Source organism: Rhodanobacter sp. FW102-FHT14D06, from assembly GCF_043950705.1.
In the GTDB taxonomy this organism is placed as follows: domain Bacteria; phylum Pseudomonadota; class Gammaproteobacteria; order Xanthomonadales; family Rhodanobacteraceae; genus Rhodanobacter.
Genome location: NZ_CP170722.1, coordinates 3,783,759 through 3,800,321, shown reverse-complemented (window position 1 = coordinate 3,800,321; position 16,563 = coordinate 3,783,759). Strand labels below are relative to the sequence as shown.

The following is a 16,563-nucleotide window of genomic DNA, read 5'->3' as shown; positions in this document are numbered from 1 at the left end:
AGAATCGGCGTCCGGTCACAAGGCATCATGATGCCCGAACGCATCCAGCAAGACGCCCACGGCGCGATTCTGTGTGACGCCGCCGTATCGTCACAAGTCGACGACGACTGGTTTGCGCCGGATTACTGGCGCGAACGCGGCGCCTTGCGCATGCAGGCCGGCGGCCGCGGCGGCGTGGCGATCATCGCGAGCCCGCTCGGCGAGTGCGTGCTGCGCCACTATCGTCGTGGCGGACTGGTACGGGCACTGCTGGGCGATCGCTACCTGTGGCTGGGGGCGCGGCGCAGCCGGCCTTTCAGGGAGTTCCGGCTGCTTGCCGAGATCGCGCGGCTGGGCTTGCCCGGGCCATGCGCGGTCGCCGCGCGTTACCGTCGCCAGGGCCTGCTGTATCGCGCCGACCTCATCACGCATCGCATCGCCGGCGCGCGGACGCTCGCCGAGTGCCTGGCCGGCGGTGACCTCGGCAGCGAGCTTGCGGTCGAGGTCGGCGCGGTGGTCGGGCGTTTCCATCGGGCCGGCATCTGGCATGCCGACCTGAACGCGCACAACGTCCTGGTCTCGGCCGCCGGCCTGCATCTGATCGACTTCGACCGCGGTCGCCAGCGTGCGCCCGCACCCGGTTGGCGCCGGGCGAACCTGCAGCGGCTGCGCCGGTCGTTGCTCAAGCTCGGCGCCGCCGCGGCAGGCGAGCAGGCGTTCGAGCGCGAAATCTGGCAGCCTCTGCTGCATGGCTACGAGCGCGCACTGACGGCATGAACTGGCAACTGCATTTTCTCGGCGTGGGCGCCGCGCATGCGACGGCGCTGGGCGCCTCTGCCGCCGTCCTCGAGCGCGCGGGCGAGCCGATGCTGCTGATCGACTGCGGACCGGGCACGCTCGATCGCTATACGGCGAGCTACGGCACGCTGCCGGACGCGGTATTCATCACGCACACCCACATGGATCATGTCGCGGAGCTGGAACAGTTGTTCATCCGGCTCTGGTTCGATCCCGTGCGGCGTGGGCGGATGCGCCTGTTCACCCACGCCGCGCTGGTGCCATGGCTGCAGACGCGGGTGGCCGATTACCCCGGTGCGCTGGCCGAAGGCGGAGTCAACTTCTGGGAGGCGTTCCAGCTGGTGCCGTGCAGTCGCGGCTTCTGGCTGGATGGCTGCTGGTTCGACGTGTTCGCCACCCGCCATCACGTGCCGGGCACCTCGTACGGCCTGGCGCTGGAGGGCAGTTTCGTCTACACCGGCGACACCCGGCCGATCCCGGAAGTGCTGGCGCGGCATGCCGGCGGCGCGGCGCTGGTCGCCCACGACTGCAGCCTGCTCGGCAATCCGTCGCACACCGGCATCGACGACATCGCGCGGGAATACCCGCAGGCGCTGCAGCGACAGTTGCTTCTTTACCACTACGGCAGCGCGGCCGATGGCGATGCGCTGGCGGCACGCGGTTTCCGTATCGCCACGCCGGGGCAACGCGTCGCGTTGCAGGCGCCGGCCGCGCCGCGCGCCGACGCCGGTTGACTCCCGTTCGATTTGCTTGCCTGCATCCGGGCCTGCGGCTATCCTTCCGCTTCTTTGTCGGGCGGGATGCCCCGCAAGGAAGATCCGGGCGTCCTTGCCGGGTTGCTTCGAAAAGTGGAGAGGTGTCCGAGTGGTTGAAGGAGCACGCCTGGAAAGTGTGTATACGGCTTATCCCCGTATCGCGGGTTCGAATCCCGCCCTCTCCGCCAATTGAGTGAAGTGAGTCACGGCGAGCGCCGTGCAACGTCCATGGTGGCCCCGTCGGTCCCCCCGCGACGATAGTTCGCAAACTCCGCCAGGTCCGGAAGGAAGCAACGGTAGCGAATGACTCGGGTGCCGGGGTGTGGCTGGCGGGGCCGCCACCATTTCGGGCCGGACGTTTGCTGACTTGCGTGCGCCGACTTGGCACAATCGACCTTTGTCCCCACGTTGGCAGTCATGTCCTATCAGGTACTCGCCCGCAAGTGGCGCCCGCGCAAGTTCTCCGAGCTGGTGGGGCAGGAACACGTGGTGCGCGCGCTCACCAACGCGCTCGACACCGGCCGCATGCATCACGCCTACCTGTTCACCGGCACCCGCGGCGTCGGCAAGACCACCATTGCACGCATCTTCGCCAAGTCGCTGAACTGCGAGCGCGGGCAGTCGGCCGATCCGTGTGGCGAGTGTTCGGTGTGCACGGCGGTGGACGAAGGCCGCTTCGTCGACCTGCTGGAGATCGACGCGGCCAGCAACACCGGCGTGGACGACGTGCGCGAGGTGATCGAGAACGCGCAGTACGCGCCGTCGCGCGGCCGCTTCAAGGTGTACCTGGTCGACGAGGTGCACATGCTGTCGAAGAACGCGTTCAACGCGTTGCTGAAGACGCTGGAAGAGCCGCCACCGCACGTGAAGTTCCTGCTCGCCACCACCGACCCGCAGAAGCTGCCGGTGACGGTGCTGTCGCGTTGCCTGAAGTTCAACCTGAAGCGGCTGCTGCCGGAGCAGATCTCCGGCCAGATGCGGCACATCCTGGGTGCCGAGAACATCGCCTATGAAGACAGCGCGATCGGCGAGCTGGCCCGCGCCGCCGACGGCTCGCTGCGCGATGGCCTGTCGCTGCTTGACCAGGCCATCGCCTATGGCGGCGGCGCGCTGCACGCCGACGACGTGCGCACCATGCTGGGCAGCGTGGCGCGCGGGCAGGTGCTCGGCGTACTGGAGGCGCTGGCTTCGGGCGACGGCGAGCAGCTGCTGGTCGAGTGCACGCAGATCGCCTCCTATTCGCCCGACTTCGGCGGCGTGCTCGACGACATCGCCGGCCTGCTGCATCGCCTGCAGCTGATCCAGCTGATTCCCGGCTACCGGCCGGAAGCGGATGACGCCGACGGCGCGCTGGCCGACCTCGCCGGGCGCATCACGCCGGAGGACGTGCAGCTGTACTACCAGATTGCAGTGACGGGCCGGCGCGACCTCACGCTGGCGCCCGACGCCCGCACCGGTTTCGAGATGGCCTTGCTGCGCATGCTCGCTTTCCGTCCGGGCGACGAACCCGCGGCGGCGCGCATGGCGCCGCGTGCGCCGACGAGCCAGGCGCACGCGCGTGCACCCGCACCGCCGTCCGCAGATACTCGCGCTGCCACGCCGACACCCGCGCCAGCACCGCGCGAGCCCGCCGCGCAGGCCCCGGCGCCCGCGCCGATCGCACGCGATGCGAGCGGCCGGCCGGATTGGGAGGCGCTGATCGAACGGGCCCAGCTGCGCGGGCCGTTCAGCGTGGTGGCGCAGAACGCGGTGCTGCGCGAGCGTGACGGCCAGACCCTGGTGCTGGCGTTGCAGCCGGCGCACATGGGCATGGCGGTGGAGCCCATGGTCAGCCAGATGGAGGATCGCATCAGCCAGGCGCTGGGCGAGACCATCCGCCTGCGCTTCGTCAGCGAGAGCCAGGCCGACGCCATGCAGACCCCGGCGGCGCGCGCGGCCAAGGCACGCGACAGCGCGCAGAGCGCGGCCGAGCAGGCGATCGAGGACGATCCGCTGGTGCAGAGCCTGAAGCGCGACTTCGGCGCCCGCGTCGTGCCGCAATCCGTCAAACCCTTGGGCAACGAACCCGGAGCCAGATGATGAGAGGACAAATCGGTCAGTTGATGCAGCAGGCGCAGCGCATGCAGGAAGACATGAAGCGCGCGCAGGAGGAGATCGCGAAACTCGAAGTCACCGGCAGCGCCGGCGGCGGCCTGGTCAGCGTGGTGATGACCGGCGCGCATGAAGTGCGCCGCGTGCAGATCGACCGGCAGACCTTTGCCGACGACCCCGAGATGGCGGAAGACCTCGTCGCCGCCGCCGTGAACGACGCCGTCAACAAAGTTGCCCAGGCCAGCAAGGACAAGCTCGGCGGCGTCACCGCCGGGATGAACCTGCCGGCCGGGTTCAAGATGCCGTTTTGAGCCGGAAATCGGAAATGGGGAATCGCGAGACCAGGCGCGGGAGCCAGCGAGCCGTGCTTTCCCGACTCTCCATTCCCGATTCCCCATTCGCCGCCAAGGGCCCATGAACAGCTCCCCACTTCTTGCCGAACTGATCGAGGCGCTGCGCTGCCTGCCCGGCGTGGGTGGCAAGAGTGCGCAGCGGATGGCGTTTCATCTGCTTGAGCGCGAGCGCGAGCGCGGGTCGCGGCTTGCGCGGGTGATGGCGCAGGCGATGGAGAAGATCGGCCACTGCGAGCGTTGCCGCAATTTCAGCGAGGAGCCGCTGTGCGCGTTGTGCGCCAGTGCCAGTCGTGATCGACAGGTGTTGTGCGTAGTCGAGTCGCCGACCGAACTGGCGGCGATCGAGCAGGCCACCGGTTATCGTGGCCAGTACTTCGTGCTGATGGGCCGGCTGTCGCCGCTGGACGGGCTCGGGCCGGAAGAACTGGGGCTGGCGAAACTGACCCGGCGCCTGGACGAGGGCGAGATCGAGGAGATGATCATCGCCACCAATCCCACCGTGGAAGGTGACGCGACCGCGCACTACCTCGCGCAGCTGGCGCGTGCCGGTGGCGTGCGCCCGACCCGGCTGGCCTACGGCGTGCCGCTGGGCGGCGAACTGGAATACGTCGACCGCAGCACGCTGGCGCATGCGTTCGGCGGTCGCCAGATACTGGACTGATGACGGCCACCGCGCCGCCGGATCGAGGGAGTCAAGCATGAGCGATACCATTTTCAGCAAGATCGTCCGCCGCGAGATTCCCGCCGACATCGTCTACGAGGACGACGAGGTCCTGGGCTTCCGCGATCTGAATCCGCAGGCACCGGTGCACGTGCTGTTCATTCCCAGGCAGTCGCTGGCGACGCTCAACGACGCGACTCCGGAACAGGCGGCCCTGCTCGGAAAACTGCTGCTGGCCGCCGCGGCCTACGCCAAGCAGGAAGGCTTCGCCGAGCAGGGTTATCGCACCGTGATCAATTGCAACGAGGATGGCGGCCAGACCGTCTTCCACATCCATGTCCATCTGCTGGCCGGACGCCGCATGCATTGGCCGCCGGGCTGACCGGCGCGGACCTGACGAAAAACGGAAAACGCCGGCTGCGAGCCGGCGTTTTCGTAGGCAGATGGTTACTTCTTCGGCGGCGGTGGCGGTGCCGGCGGACGCACCACGATCACCCGCGGGCCGCCCCAGTACGGATAGCCCCACGGGCTGCCCCAGTACGGGCCGAAGCCCGGGCCCCAGAACGGGTCGTAGAAGCCGGGCGGGTAGGCTGCGCGGGGCTGTCGCTTGGGCCACAGGTAGACCACGTTCGCCTCGATGCGCGGGTAGGCGTAGTCGTATTCGCCGACCTTCTTGGTCACGGTGCCGTGCAGGGTGCCGGTCACGGTCAGCTCGCGTCCGCGGGTGAACACCTCAGGGTCGTAGAAACCGTCACGGCAGGCGACGAAGCGGCCGTCGTTCTCGCCCGAATTGCCCAGGCGCGGTCGTGCCTGCTTGTCCAGCGGGCGCGACAGCACGAAGAAGCAGGTCTGCTGCGGGCCGGGTTCGGTCTTGATGATCTCGCCACCCCAGCGAACCGGGGTGTCGCCGGCGCCGCCCTGTCGCGCACTGGCGGTGGAGACGGTGGCGTAGTTTCCCTGCAGCGGTTGCGGGATCGTCGCACAACCACCCAGCACGGCAACCGCGGCGGCGAGGGTGAGAGGACGGTAAAGAGACATGAGGTTTTCTCCGTCAGGAACGATGGTGTCCACCATCGCATCGATGTCATTTGACCACGTTCGTTACCCGAAAATCCCGCACCATGCGCCGGAACGCGTGGACTGATTCAGGCGCGGGTTCGTCGCTGGCATAGCAAAGCTCCAGGTACTGCTGCATCAACTCCGTCAGCTGGCCGCGCTGCGCCGGCAGGGCACGTGCCGCGCGGCTCAGGTAGTGCTGCGGGCCTTCGCCGGTCCGCCGGACGATCCGTTGCCGTGCGAGCTTGCGTTCCAGCGCGCGCAAGGCCTCCCGCAACGGGTCGCGCGGCTGCCGCCGCCGCAATGCCCACGCCAGCCCGATGGCGATGAACAGGCTGCTGCCGATGGCCAGCAGCACACCCAGCGTCCTCGTGTCGGTGTCGCGGATGCCGAACGGGGTCAGCAAGCCGCGCTGACGTAGCGTATCAAACGCCACAACGCCCTGGTCCCACCACCGGTTGACAATGTCCCAGCGATTGCGGAACTGCTGCAGCCAGTCGCGTCGGTACCAGTCCAACTGATCACCCGCGGCAGCGGCAGCGCCCAGGCTGACCCGTTCGGGGCGCACGGCGGCCGTGGGGTCGACGCGCACCCAGCCGCGACCGGCCAGCCACACTTCGCTCCAGGCATGGGCATCGGAGTTGCGCACCAGCAGATAGTTGCCCAGCTTGTTCCAGTAGCCACCCTGGTAGCCGGTGACCACGCGTGCCGGAATGCCGGCTGCGCGCATCAGCACGGTGAATGCGGACGAGTAGTGCTCGCAATAGCCTTCGCGCGTGGCGAACAGGAAATCGTCCATGGCGTCGCGGCCCAACGGTGCCGGCGCGAGCGTGTAGCGAAACCCGCCATCGTGAAACAGCGCCAGCGCCTCGCGGACGATGGCGTTGTCGTCGCTGCCGTGGCGCTCGCGCCAGGATTGGCCGAGCGCCAGCGTGCGCGGGTTGAAGCGGGCGGGGAGCTGCAGCCAGCGCTGGGGTCGCGCGTCCAACTGCGGTTCGAGCCGATATCGCGTGGCCGAACCGAGCGCATAGCTGAGCGCATCGTCGACCGGTCGGCTGGCTACCACCACGCGGTCCCTGCGCATGACCGCCCCCGGGGGCGCCTCGATCGGCACGTCCAGGGTCGGCAGCACGCGGCGATGCGTGGGCAGCAGGTTGATCCGGTAGCCGATCGACTGCTCGACCTCGAGCGGCACCGGTGCTGCGTGGGCCACGTCGTCATAGCTCCAGCTCACGCCGTCGTACCTGGCCATGACGAAGGCGCGAAAGTAGCGCTGGTCCGGCGGCGGCGGTGGGCCGTCGAAGGTGACCCGCATGGCCGGGTGATCGTCGGTCAACAGCTCGGTGAAGGCACCCGGACTCATGCGGTCGCTGAGGCCGGTGCGCGCCTGGTCGCGGCCGGGTGCGCCCCACAACGGCGAACCCAGCCGGGGCACCAGCACGAAGGCGAGCAAGGCCAGCGGGAGTGCCGCCGCCAGCAGCGCCAGCGCGGGCATGAAGCTGCGCGTCATGCCGGTCGCCGGTTGCGCGGGTTCCAGCGCCCGCAGGGTGGCCAGCGCGGGCACCAGTCCCAGCGCCACCACCAGCGTGCTGACCATGCCCTGGTCGAACAGCAGGGCGGTCATCAGGGTGAAACAGGCAAAGCCCACCCCGACGCGCACGTCGCGCAGCGTTTCGGTTTCCAGCAGCTTGAGCACCAGCAGGCCGATGCCCAGCGCGGTGCCCGGCGCACGCCCGAACAGGTTGCCGTAGTAGGCGATGATCGCCAAGGTCAGCAGGGTCAGCAGCGGCAGCTTGATCGCCTGCGGCACGCGACCGGGGTGGCGGTGACGCTGCCACCAGCGGCTGCCCAGGATCACGGCAAGCGCGGCACTGAGCCACCACGGCAGGTGGCTGGCGTTGACCGCCAGCACGAAGGCTGCGCTGAGGCAGAGCAGGTCGAACGCGCGTTGTGGCAGCGCGATCGCCGGCTTGCCCGGTTTCCTGCGCCCGCTCACGGCAGGCCCGCCAGCGCGTCCATGCAGCGGACGTAGTGCTGCAGTCCGCTGCCGCTGCCGATTTCGGTGCCCGGCAGCCACAGGCTGTAGCTGCAGCGCTGCGCCTGCGCCTCGTTGAGCCAGCGTGCCAGTCGCGCGATGCGGGCTTCATCGTCCAGACCGTGCAGTTGCCGCCAGTCCAGGCGCCACTGCGGCCGGCTGCGCGGTTGTTCGAAGTCCTTCACCAGCAGGTCGTCGTGGCGGGCGCTGGGTTTCCAGGCGATGTGCCGTTGCGGATCGCCGGCGCGATAGTCGCGCAACGCGGCCAGTTCCTCGCCGCGGTGAAGTTGCATGTGGCGGGCGTCGTCGGCCATCGCCCGTGGCGCCGGACCGGTCGCCTCCGGGCGCGGCCAGACCAGCACGGATTGCTCCGGGTGCAGCCAGCTCCAGGCGCGGAACATGCCCAGCGGCCAACTGGTCCACAGGCGCAGTCGCGGCAGCGGTTGCCAGCCGCGCCGGTGGGTCGGCAGGCGCAGGCGGACCTGGGCGGCGTCGGCGCTGTCCACGGCGAAGGCAGTCGATTCGTCGTCCAGGTCCAGTCGGAGGGCGCCGCGCGGGCGATCCGAATGGAACGAGCACACCAGCTCGATCGCCTCTCCGGCGATCGCGTGGCCGGCGCGCAGGTGATCCAGGCGCAGCCCGTCGAGGTTGCGGAATGCCACCAGCATGCTCGCCGCACTCGCTGCGCCGAGCAGGCAGGTCAGCAGCAGGGCGGCGTTGTTGTTGTAGTTCAGCGCGCCGACCAGCATCACCAGCAACAGCACGGTGAAGCCGAGGCCGAAGCCGCTGGGCACGATATAGATGCGTCGGCGATGCAGGGTGATCGGCAATCGCTCCGGGCGGCGGTAGCGGGTCAACGCCGGCAGGCGCTTTTCCGCCCGGCGTTGCAGGCGTTGCATCAGGCCTCGCATCAATCCACCGCCACCTCGGTCAGCAACTGCCGCGCCAGCTGCGCTCCGTCGGCCCCCCGCGTGGCCGGCAGTCGGTGAGCTGCCAGCGGCACGAACAGGGCCTGGATGTCTTCGGGCAGTACATGACTGCGGCCGCTGAGCATGGCCCAGGCGCGGGCAGCGCCCAGCAACGCCAGGCCCGCGCGTGGCGACAGGCCCGCGCGGATCTCCGGATGGCGCCGGCTCGCGGCCAGCAGCGCCTGCAGATAGTCGAGCAGGGCGCTGCTGGCAGTGATGGCCTGCGCCCGCTGGTGCAGGGCCAGCAGCGATTCGGCGTCCAGCTGCGGGGTGAGTCGGGCCAGCATGTCGCGGCGATCGCTGCCGGTGAGCAGCGCGCGCTCGGCGCCGGGGTCGGGGTAATCCAGCGACAGCCGCAGCATGAACCGGTCCAGTTGCGAATCCGGCAGCGGGAAGGTGCCGTTGAGATCGAGCGGATTCTGCGTGGCGACGACGAAAAAGGGTGGGGCCAGCGCGTGGGTCTGGCCGTCCACGGTGACCTGGTTCTCCGCCATCGCCTCGAGCAGCGCGCTTTGCGTCTTGGGGCTGGCCCGATTGATCTCGTCGGCGAGCAGCAGGCCGGTGAAGATCGGCCCAGGATGGAAGCGGAAGCTCCCGCTGTCGCGCTCGTAGACGCTGACCCCGATGATGTCCGACGGCAGCAGGTCGCTGGTGAACTGCACGCGCTGGAACTCCAGCCCGAAGGTGGCGGCCAGCGCATGCGCCAGGGTGGTCTTGCCCACGCCGGGCACATCCTCCAGCAGCAGGTGGCCGCCGGCGATCAGGCAGGTGAAGGCGAGTTTGACCTGATGCGGCTTGCCCAGCAGGACGCGATTGACCTGGTCGATCGCGGCTTGCAGGCGTTGTTGCAGGGCTTCGGCGCGGGGCTCGATGGTGGCGGACATGGTTTCTCGACGGTCTGGAGCCAAGGCGGGCGCGGTCCGCGCCGTGTCCGGCAGTGTAGCGGCACGCCCGTCGCCGCTCAGGGCACGGCGACGCCGGCCTGGCGCAGCATGCGCGCGAGTGCGATCAACGGCAGGCCGATCAGGGCGCTGGGATCGCGATTGTCGATTTCCTCGAACAGGCTGATGCCCAATCCTTCGCACTTGAAGCTGCCGGCGCAATCCAGCGGCAGCTCGCGTGTGACGTAGCGCTCGATTTCCGCGCTGCCCAGCTCGCGAAAGCGGACCCGGGTGTCATCCACGTGGGTTTGCGAGCGGCCATGACGGGTGTCGAGCAGGCACAACGCGGTGTGGAAATGCACGACGCAGCCGGAGCTGGCGCTGAGCTGCTCGCGGGCCGCCTCCACGCTGCCGGGCTTGCGCAGGATGGCGCCGTCGAGCGCGGCCACCTGGTCGGAGCCGATCACCAGCGCGTCGTCGAAATCCGCGGCCACGGCGGTTGCCTTGGCGATCGCCAGGCGCAGGGCACGCGACGCGGGAGCTTCCCCGGCCTGCGGTGTCTCGTCGGTATCGGGCGCGGCCTGCTCGAAATCCGCCAGCAGGCGGCGCAGCAGGTCGGCGCGGTAGCGGGAGGTCGAGGCCAGCACGATGCGGCGTCGCGTGTGCAGTTTGTCCATCAGTGGTCCGAGTCGCGGCGGATCTGCTCGCGCATCGCGCTGTTCAGCTCGGTTTGCGCCTGGGCCAGTGCCTTCAGCAGCGGCTGCAGGCGGTCGCGCGCCTCGCGCATCGAGCTGGCGGTTTCGTCCAGTTCGTGCTGGCTCGCGGCGGGGGACCGGTCGCGAATCCACAAGCGTTGCTGCAGCAGCGCGCGCAGCCCCGCATCGACCGCGTGACGGGCGTCCTTTTCACTGGCGGCGGGCAGGTCCGGGTTCAGCGACATCACCGCATGCGCCTGCTGCAGGCCGGAGCGGCAGGTTTTCAGGTCGATCTCCAGCCGGTCGGCGAGGTCCAGCAGGTCGCGGATGCTGCCGGCGCGCCGGTTCTGGTGCTTGCGCAGCAGCATGGCCGTGCCGGCCAGCAGGATCAGGATGGCGAGGCAGGCCGCCACGCTGAGCGTGAGGTACGGATTCAAGGGCGCGGCTTCGTCGTGCGGGAGTGGCCCAGTCTGCCGCATCGGGGCGGGATCAGGCAAAATGCACCTGACAGACGTCGGCGTCGGCGGTCCGGCGCAGCCGCGGGTTGACTTGGCGACCCGGCAAACCTACCATTCCGCGATTATGTCCGTGACACTGCCAGAGTCCGTGGACGCTTGGCGCATGGTCTCGGCGCGGCGTTCATTCGAGGGAACGCTGCCCATCGCGAGCCTGCGGCGCCTCGGCGAGGCACTTGCCGGCACCGGTGGCGAGGTCAGTTTCACGCTTGATTTCGGGCGCGACGATCTCGGCACCAGCTACGTGGATGTTCGCGCCAGCGCGCCGCTGACGTTGATCTGTCAGCGTTCGCTGGAACCGTTCGTGCTGCCGGTTGCGGTGCACACGCGGCTGGGGCTGATCGGCCAGGAGCGCGACGAGGCGGGGTTGCCGCCCGATTGCGAACCGCTGCTGGTGTCCGAGGATGGCCGCCTGCGACCGGCGGATGTGATAGAGGACGAATTGCTGTTGGCGCTGCCGCTGGTCCCGGTCAACCCGGACAGCCGGTTGCCCGACGAAGTGACAGGCCACGACCCGGCGCAGGATCATGCCGAATCGGGGCGCTCGGAGAATCCGTTCGCGGTATTGCGCGAGCTGAAGAAATAACGTCGGCCCGGCTCGCCTGATCCGGGCCGTTCGATCAAAGATCATCCCGCTTCATTTCACCACGTTTCAGTTGGAGAACTACCATGGCTGTTGCCAAGAGCCGCCGTACCCCGTCCACCCGCGGCATGCGTCGTGCCCACGACAAGCTGAGCACCGTGCAGCTTTCCACCGACCCGACCAGCGGCGAGGTGCACCTGCGCCACCACGTCACCAAGGACGGCTACTACCGTGGCAAGAAGGTGATCCAGGCCAAGGCCGCGGTGTCGGTCGAGGATTGACCGGGTTGCCGGGGCCCTGCGGGGTCCCGCCGGGCGATCAACCGGAACGGCGCGGCGACGCGCCGTTTTTGCGTTCCGCCACCCGGGCACGTAACGTACGGCGTCGGCCCAGCGGCCGATCCCGCAGTCCCTGCCGATGGAAAGTTGAATGACCCAGATTTATTCCCGCCTCGTCGCCACCGGCAGCGCCTTGCCCGAGCGTATCGTCACCAATGCCGATCTGGAAAAGATCGTCGACACCAGCGACGAGTGGATCCGGACCCGCACCGGCATCCGCCAGCGGCACATCGCCGCCGACGGCGAAACCACGGGCGACTTGTCCTTCCGGGCCGCGCAGAACGCGCTGGAGGCGGCGGGCGTCAAGGCGTCCGAGCTCGACCTGATCGTGCTCGGCACGACCACGCCGGACCTCATCTTTCCTTCCACCGCCTGCCTGCTGCAGCATCGCCTGGGCGCCAACGGATGCGCGGCGTTCGACGTGAATGCGGCGTGCTCGGGCTTCGCCTACGCGTTGGGCGTTGCCGACAAGTTCATCCGCAGCGGGCAGTCGAAGAAGGTGCTGGTGGTGGGCGCCGAGACGCTCACCCGGATGGTCGACTGGACGGAGCGCGAAACCTGCGTGCTGTTCGGCGACGGCGCCGGCGCGGTGGTGCTGGAGGCGTCCAGCGAACCGGGCGTCTACGCCACCTGCCTGCACGCCGACGGCGGCTACAAGCACCTGCTGTACAACCCGGTGGGCGTGTCGGCCGGTTTCAGCGACGAGCCCAATCACGGCGTGCGCATCCGCATGTCCGGGCGCGAGGTGTTCAAGGTCGCGGTGAAGACGCTGGACGCCCTGGTCGGCGAGACGCTGGAGGCGGCCGGCATGCAGGAGTCGGACATCGACTGGCTGATCCCGCACCAGGCCAACCTGCGCATCATCGAGGCGACCGCCAAGCGGCTGAACATGTCGATGGAGCGGGTCATCGTGACGGTCGACAAGCATGCGAACACGTCCTCGGGTTCGGTGCCGCTCGCGCTCGATTACGCAGTGCGTTCGGGCAAGGTGCAGCGTGGCCAGAACCTGTTGCTGGAAGCATTCGGCGGCGGTTTCACCTGGGCCTCGGCGTTGCTGCGTTACTGAGCCACCGCGGTTCCGGCGAGTTCTTCGTGATGCCGCCCAGCCGGGCGGCATCGTGTTTTGTGTCCCGAAAAATGCGGAATACAGCTGCGTATGGCCGTCGATGCTGGCACCATGGCGGTTTTCGTCGACGGGATTTGCGCCTCCATGAGTTCCACTTCCGCTTCGCTGGCTTTCGTTTTCCCCGGTCAGGGCTCGCAATCGGTCGGCATGCTGACCGAGCTGGCTGCTGCGCACGCCGAGGTGCAGTCGGCGTTCGGGGAAGCTTCGCAGGGCGCCGGCGTCGATCTGTGGAGCCTCGCCATGCAGGGGCCGGAGGAACTGCTCAACCGCACCGAGCACACCCAGCCGGCGCTGCTGGCTGCCAGCGTGGCGGTGTGGCGCGTGTGGCAGAAGCTGGGTGGCGTGGATCCGGCACAACTGGCGGGCCACAGCCTGGGCGAGTACAGCGCGCTGGTCTGCGCCGGTTCGCTGTCCTTGCACGACGCGGCCGCCCTGGTGGCCGAGCGCGGGCGCCTGATGCAGGCTGCAGTGCCGGCCGGCGTGGGCGCGATGGCGGCCATCCTCGGTGGCGATGATGCGCAGATCGCGGCTGTCTGCGAAGAGGTGGCGCAAGGGCAGGTCGTGTCACCGGCCAATTTCAATTCACCGGGACAACTGGTGATCGCCGGCAACACCGAGGCGGTCGATCGTGCGCTGGTCCGGCTCGCCGAGCTGGGCGTGAAGAAGGCGATCAAGCTGGCCGTGTCGGTGCCGTCGCACTGCGCACTGATGCGCGAGGCGGCCGATCGGTTGGGCGAGCGGATGGCCACGATCGACTGGCAGCTTCCGCGCGTGCCGGTGATCCAGAACGCCGAGGCGCGCAGCTACGGCACGGTCGAGGAGATCCGCGGCGCCTTGCAGCGCCAGTTGTACCTGCCGGTGCGCTGGACCGAGTGCGTGCAGGCACTGGCCGCGGGCGGTGCCACGCGCATCGCCGAATGCGGGCCGGGCAAGGTGCTGGCCGGACTGATCAAGCGCATCGACAAGAGCATCGAGGCGCGCCCGCTTGGCGATCCGGCCCAGCTCGATGCCGCCCGCGCCGAGTGGGCGTGAGTTTTCAGTTTTCCGATTCCCCGAAGGAACACCCGACAATGAGCAACCCACTGCAAGGTGAAATCGCGCTGGTCACCGGCGCCAGCCGCGGCATCGGCGCGGCGATCGCGGACGAGCTGGCGGCCATGGGCGCCATCGTGATCGGCACCGCCACCAGCGAAGGCGGCGCCGCCGCGATCGGTGAGCGGATGGCTGCGCACGGCGGTCACGGCCGCGTGCTGGACGTCACCGACGGCGCCGCCGTCGAGGCGCTGGTCGACGCCATCGCGAAGGAATTCGGCCCGGTCTCGATCCTGGTCAACAACGCCGGCATCACCCGCGACCAGTTGCTGATGCGGATGAAGGAGGAGGACTGGCAGGCGATCATCGACACCAACCTCACCTCCGTGTACCGCACGTCGAAGGCGGTGATGCGCGGCATGATGAAGGCGAAGAAGGGCCGCATCATTTCGATCGCCTCCGTGATCGGGCTCACCGGCAACCCCGGCCAGGCGAACTACGCGGCGGCGAAGGCCGGCATCATCGCGTTCTCCAAATCGCTGGCGCGCGAGATCGGCACGCGCGGCATCACGGTCAACGTGGTGGCGCCCGGCTTCATCGACACCGACATGACCCGCGCACTGCCGGAAGAGACCCGCCACGGGTTGCTCGGCCAGATCGCGCTCGGCCGTCTGGGCGATGCCGGCGACATCGCCAAGGCCGTGGGATTCCTGGCTTCGCCTGCGGCGTCCTACATCACCGGCGAGACCTTGCACGTCAACGGCGGGATGTACATGCCGTGAGGCATGCGCACGCAGCTGTCGCCAGCGGCCTCGTTTTGGGCGACAATCGCCCTTTCGCGTCGGTCAGCGGCAGGCAGGTCCAGCCATCGCCGGCGAATCGTGGCAGCGCTGGCGCTTAGCCACTACAATGCCGCCGGTCTTGAGCCATGCAGTCGGACCGGTACCGACAAACAATCACCCCTTGAGAGGTATGGGCAACATGAGCACCATCGAAGAACGCGTCAAGAAAATCGTCGTCGAGCAGTTGGGCGTGAAGGAAGATGAAGTCACGGCGAACGCTTCGTTCGTGGATGATCTGGGCGCGGACTCGCTGGACACGGTGGAGCTGGTGATGGCGCTCGAGGAAGAGTTCGAGACCGAGATCCCGGACGAGGATGCCGAGAAGATCACCACCGTGCAGCAGGCCGTCGACTACATCAAGGCCCACTCCAAGGACTGATCGGTTCCGGAGGCATGTCCATCCCGCCTGGCACGCCCTGTGCGAGCCGGCAAGGATGGGCAGCGGTATCGAATGCTGCGCCTGAATGGCGCAGTTTTCGTTTCTGAATTTCGCAACGTCCGAACCCGTATGGTGCATCGCGCATCGTCGGGCGCCACGGACGACGCACCCGGAGCGCGCCGCGCCGGCCATCGGTCGTGGCAGCTTCCCGGGAATAACGAAGGAACAAGCATGAGCAAGCGTCGAGTAGTAGTGACCGGCATGGGCATCATCTCGCCCGTCGGCAACGACATCGCCAGCGCGTGGGATCGGGTGGTCAAGGGCGAGAGCGGCATCGGGCCGGTCGTCCATTTCGACACCTCGGCCTACTCGACGCGCATCGCCGGCCAGGTCAGCGGCTTCGACCCCGCCGAATGGATGCCGCTCAAGGACGTCAAGAAGATGGACCCGTTCATCCACTACGGCGTGGCGGCGGGCACCCAGGCGCTGCGCGATTCGGGCCTGGAGATCACCGATGCCAATGCGCCGCGCGTCGGCGTGGCAGTGGGCGCCGGTATCGGCGGCCTGTACACGATCGAATCGACCACGCTGGAACTGGCCGCGAAGGGCCCGCGCCGCGTGTCGCCGTTCTACGTGCCCAGCTCGATCATCAACATGGTCTCGGGCCAGCTGTCCATCATGTTCGGCCTGAAGGGCCCCAACATCGCCTGCGTCACTGCCTGTACCACCGGCGCGCACAACATCGGCCTGGCCGCACGCATGATCCAGTACGGCGATGCCGACGCGATGATCGCCGGCGGCGCCGAGTTCGCCACCACCGGCACCGCGATGGCCGGCTTCTGCTCGGCCAAGGCGATGTCCACCCGCAACGACGAGCCGACCAAGGCGAGTCGCCCGTGGGACAAGGATCGCGACGGGTTCGTGCTGTCCGACGGCGCCGGCGTGGTGATGCTGGAGGAGTACGAGCATGCCAAGGCGCGCGGCGCGCGCATCTACGCCGAGCTGGTCGGCTTCGGCATGAGCGGCGACGCATTCCACATGACCGCGCCCAGCGAAGGCGGCGAAGGCGCGGCGCGCTGCATCCAGACCGCGTTGAACGACGCCGGCCTCAATCCGTCCGACGTGCAGTATGTCAACGCCCACGGCACCTCCACGCCGCTGGGCGACCTCGGCGAGGTGATGGCGGCGAAGAAGGTGTTCGGCGACCACGCGTACAAGCTGGCGATGAGCTCCACCAAATCCACCACCGGCCATCTGCTGGGCGCGGCCGGTGGCGTCGAGGCGATCTTCAGCGTGCTGGCGCTGCGCGACCAGGTGCTGCCGCCCACGATCAACCTGGACGAGCCGGGCGAAGGCTGCGACCTCGACTTCGTGCCCAACGTCGCGCGCGAGGCGAAGCTCGACGTGGTGCTGTCCAACTCGTTCGGCTTCGGCGGCACCAACGGCACGCTGGCGTTCCGTCGCGTTTGACCGACG

The 16,563-nt window shown here is 68.5% G+C and carries 19 protein-coding genes, 1 tRNA gene and 1 other RNA gene; 15 read left to right on the top strand and 6 right to left on the bottom strand.

Features of this window, described 5'->3' with window-relative positions; translation table 11 throughout:
• Positions 1–24: 24 nt before the first annotated feature.
• The 8 genes from ACFCQI_RS17185 (at position 25) to ACFCQI_RS17150 (ending at position 5,019) form a co-directional block, all read left to right on the top strand.
• Complete coding sequence (locus tag ACFCQI_RS17185; RefSeq protein ID WP_395121394.1) at positions 25–756, top strand: 3-deoxy-D-manno-octulosonic acid kinase; 732 nt, start codon at positions 25–27, stop codon at positions 754–756.
• Positions 753–1,511 (top strand): MBL fold metallo-hydrolase, encoded by a 759-nt coding sequence (locus ACFCQI_RS17180; RefSeq protein WP_395118656.1) that lies wholly within the window; start codon positions 753–755, stop codon positions 1,509–1,511. Before ACFCQI_RS17185 ends, ACFCQI_RS17180 begins: the two co-directional genes overlap by 4 nt.
• Before the next feature lie 116 nt (positions 1,512–1,627).
• Positions 1,628–1,720, top strand: a tRNA-Ser gene (locus ACFCQI_RS17175).
• Between the two features lie 50 nt (positions 1,721–1,770).
• Positions 1,771–1,867, top strand: an RNA gene (ffs, locus tag ACFCQI_RS17170) — signal recognition particle sRNA small type.
• Between the two features lie 82 nt (positions 1,868–1,949).
• Complete coding sequence (gene dnaX / locus ACFCQI_RS17165; protein WP_395118654.1) at positions 1,950–3,611, top strand: DNA polymerase III subunit gamma/tau; 1,662 nt, start codon at positions 1,950–1,952, stop codon at positions 3,609–3,611.
• Positions 3,611–3,934, top strand: a complete 324-nt coding sequence (locus ACFCQI_RS17160; protein WP_395121393.1) for a YbaB/EbfC family nucleoid-associated protein — start codon at positions 3,611–3,613, stop codon at positions 3,932–3,934. The genes dnaX and ACFCQI_RS17160 overlap by 1 nt, the downstream gene beginning before the upstream one ends.
• 103 nt (positions 3,935–4,037) lie before the next feature.
• Positions 4,038–4,637, top strand: coding sequence for a recombination mediator RecR (gene recR, locus ACFCQI_RS17155; RefSeq protein ID WP_395118652.1), 600 nt, complete (start codon positions 4,038–4,040; stop codon positions 4,635–4,637).
• Positions 4,638–4,674: 37 nt separating this feature from the next.
• Positions 4,675–5,019 carry a histidine triad nucleotide-binding protein gene (locus tag ACFCQI_RS17150; RefSeq protein WP_395118650.1) on the top strand — a complete coding sequence of 115 codons (345 nt, stop codon included), beginning with the start codon at positions 4,675–4,677 and terminating at the stop codon, positions 5,017–5,019.
• A 65-nt stretch (positions 5,020–5,084) separates the two neighbouring features.
• Here the strand turns inward: ACFCQI_RS17150 and ACFCQI_RS17145 are convergent, their stop codons facing one another.
• The 6 genes from ACFCQI_RS17145 to ACFCQI_RS17120 all read right to left on the bottom strand — a co-directional run bounded on the left by ACFCQI_RS17145 (position 5,085) and on the right by ACFCQI_RS17120 (position 10,709).
• On the bottom strand, positions 5,085–5,675 hold the full coding sequence (locus ACFCQI_RS17145) for a Slp family lipoprotein (protein ID WP_395118648.1): 591 nt from the start codon (positions 5,673–5,675) through the stop codon (positions 5,085–5,087).
• Between the two features lie 46 nt (positions 5,676–5,721).
• Positions 5,722–7,689 (bottom strand): DUF3488 and DUF4129 domain-containing transglutaminase family protein, encoded by a 1,968-nt coding sequence (locus ACFCQI_RS17140; protein ID WP_395118646.1) that lies wholly within the window; start codon positions 7,687–7,689, stop codon positions 5,722–5,724.
• A complete protein-coding gene (locus ACFCQI_RS17135; protein ID WP_395118644.1) occupies positions 7,686–8,639 on the bottom strand; it encodes a DUF58 domain-containing protein in 954 nt (317 codons plus the stop codon). Before ACFCQI_RS17135 ends, ACFCQI_RS17140 begins: the two co-directional genes overlap by 4 nt.
• Positions 8,639–9,580 carry an AAA family ATPase gene (locus tag ACFCQI_RS17130; protein WP_395118642.1) on the bottom strand — a complete coding sequence of 314 codons (942 nt, stop codon included), beginning with the start codon at positions 9,578–9,580 and terminating at the stop codon, positions 8,639–8,641. Before ACFCQI_RS17130 ends, ACFCQI_RS17135 begins: the two co-directional genes overlap by 1 nt.
• Positions 9,581–9,657: 77 nt before the next feature.
• On the bottom strand, positions 9,658–10,254 hold the full coding sequence (locus ACFCQI_RS17125) for a Maf family protein (RefSeq protein WP_395118640.1): 597 nt from the start codon (positions 10,252–10,254) through the stop codon (positions 9,658–9,660).
• Positions 10,254–10,709 (bottom strand): hypothetical protein, encoded by a 456-nt coding sequence (locus tag ACFCQI_RS17120; RefSeq protein WP_395118638.1) that lies wholly within the window; start codon positions 10,707–10,709, stop codon positions 10,254–10,256. The genes ACFCQI_RS17125 and ACFCQI_RS17120 overlap by 1 nt, the downstream gene beginning before the upstream one ends.
• A gap of 145 nt (positions 10,710–10,854) precedes the next feature.
• On the opposite strand from ACFCQI_RS17120, the gene ACFCQI_RS17115 reads away from it, so the two are divergent.
• The 7 genes from ACFCQI_RS17115 (at position 10,855) to fabF (ending at position 16,557) form a co-directional block, all read left to right on the top strand.
• Positions 10,855–11,373 (top strand): YceD family protein, encoded by a 519-nt coding sequence (locus ACFCQI_RS17115; RefSeq protein ID WP_395121392.1) that lies wholly within the window; start codon positions 10,855–10,857, stop codon positions 11,371–11,373.
• A gap of 83 nt (positions 11,374–11,456) precedes the next feature.
• Positions 11,457–11,651 carry a 50S ribosomal protein L32 gene (rpmF, locus tag ACFCQI_RS17110; RefSeq protein WP_136257062.1) on the top strand — a complete coding sequence of 65 codons (195 nt, stop codon included), beginning with the start codon at positions 11,457–11,459 and terminating at the stop codon, positions 11,649–11,651.
• A gap of 148 nt (positions 11,652–11,799) precedes the next feature.
• Positions 11,800–12,774 carry a beta-ketoacyl-ACP synthase III gene (locus ACFCQI_RS17105; RefSeq protein WP_395118636.1) on the top strand — a complete coding sequence of 325 codons (975 nt, stop codon included), beginning with the start codon at positions 11,800–11,802 and terminating at the stop codon, positions 12,772–12,774.
• A 144-nt stretch (positions 12,775–12,918) separates the two neighbouring features.
• A complete protein-coding gene (fabD, locus tag ACFCQI_RS17100; protein WP_395118634.1) occupies positions 12,919–13,866 on the top strand; it encodes an ACP S-malonyltransferase in 948 nt (315 codons plus the stop codon).
• Between the two features lie 38 nt (positions 13,867–13,904).
• Complete coding sequence (gene fabG / locus ACFCQI_RS17095; RefSeq protein ID WP_395118632.1) at positions 13,905–14,648, top strand: 3-oxoacyl-ACP reductase FabG; 744 nt, start codon at positions 13,905–13,907, stop codon at positions 14,646–14,648.
• Between the two features lie 199 nt (positions 14,649–14,847).
• Positions 14,848–15,087, top strand: coding sequence for an acyl carrier protein (acpP, locus tag ACFCQI_RS17090; protein WP_007513179.1), 240 nt, complete (start codon positions 14,848–14,850; stop codon positions 15,085–15,087).
• 231 nt (positions 15,088–15,318) lie between these two features.
• Entirely contained in the window at positions 15,319–16,557 is a 1,239-nt protein-coding gene (fabF, locus tag ACFCQI_RS17085; protein WP_395118630.1) for a beta-ketoacyl-ACP synthase II, read from the top strand.
• The last annotated feature ends 6 nt before the right edge of the window (positions 16,558–16,563 follow it).